Source organism: Bartonella sp. MR168JLCBS (genome assembly GCF_042194175.1).
The window spans coordinates 1-1,005 of sequence record NZ_JBHIMP010000098.1 but is presented as its reverse complement, the minus strand read 5'-3'; the positions used below and the strand labels follow the sequence as shown (position 1 = coordinate 1,005).

1 protein-coding gene and 2 pseudogenes are annotated in these 1,005 nt (G+C 36.0%); all 3 read left to right on the top strand.

Annotated features, from left to right (window positions below; translation table 11 throughout):
- Window positions 1-173: pseudogene (locus ACFIK8_RS09395) on the top strand (peptidase S41); the annotation flags it as partial.
- A 41-nt stretch (window positions 174-214) separates the two neighbouring features.
- On the top strand, window positions 215-736 hold the full coding sequence (locus ACFIK8_RS09390) for an RNA pyrophosphohydrolase (RefSeq protein ID WP_014923685.1): 522 nt from the start codon (window positions 215-217) through the stop codon (window positions 734-736).
- Between the two features lie 111 nt (window positions 737-847).
- Window positions 848-1,005 (top strand): annotated as a pseudogene (locus ACFIK8_RS09385) (invasion protein); the annotation flags it as partial.

Genomic DNA, 1,005 nt, shown 5'->3' with positions numbered 1-1,005 from the left:
AAGGAAAACAAGAGAGCAATAAAGGGTCTGGTTCAGCCGCTTTTGTTCCGAAAGATCCTAAGGATGATACTCAATTGAGTGAGGCTTATAAGCTTTTACGGGGTGAAATGGCACATGCAGCATTTCCACCAGATCCCAATAAGAATGTTTTAAAGAAGGATGTTTTAAAGTAAGAAAGGATGTGTAAAGTTTATTCTTTTGTACGGATAAGTAAATGGATACAGATATTAATTTGAAGAATCTTCCTTATCGAAGATGTGTTGGGGTTGTTGTATTTAATCATGAGGGTAAAGTGTGGGTTGGGCGCCGTTTAACGAAGTATGCTCATGCGGATATTGAAATGTCTCATCGTTGGCAGCTCCCTCAAGGGGGAATTGATGAGGGTGAAGAACCATTAGATGCAGCATGTCGTGAACTTTACGAAGAAACGGGCATCCGGTCTATAAAGTTGATTAAGGAAGCGCGAGATTGGTTCTATTATGATTTTCCACAAAAACTTGTTGGGTGCACATTAAAAAATAAATATCGTGGACAAATACAAAAATGGTTTGCTTTTCAGTTTACGGGAAAGCTTTCTGAAATTGCAACTAATCCGCCACCGGATGATAATAAGGCAGAATTCGACCAGTGGAAATGGGTTGATTTAGAAGCCCTTCCTTCAATCGTTATTTCTTTTAAAAAGCATGTTTATAGAAAAGTTGTTAGCGAATTTCGAGGTAGCTTTAGGTGTTTATAAAAGCTATATGATTACAAAGAGCTTTTTTATAGATGCCTTTTATATTATGTATAATTGTTAAAAAATAATAATAAGCGTATTTCTCTTTTATGTAAAGAACTGGAATATAAAATGAAAAATTTATTTAATTCACTTATAGTTTTTGCCTTTTTGAGTATTTCTTCTGTGGCATTTGCATCAGATTCAAAGCCAGCTGCAACCAAATCTGCAATAGCTACATTGCCAAATGGTGCTTCTTCTTTGACTGAAACCTACGGTTTGTGGAGTGT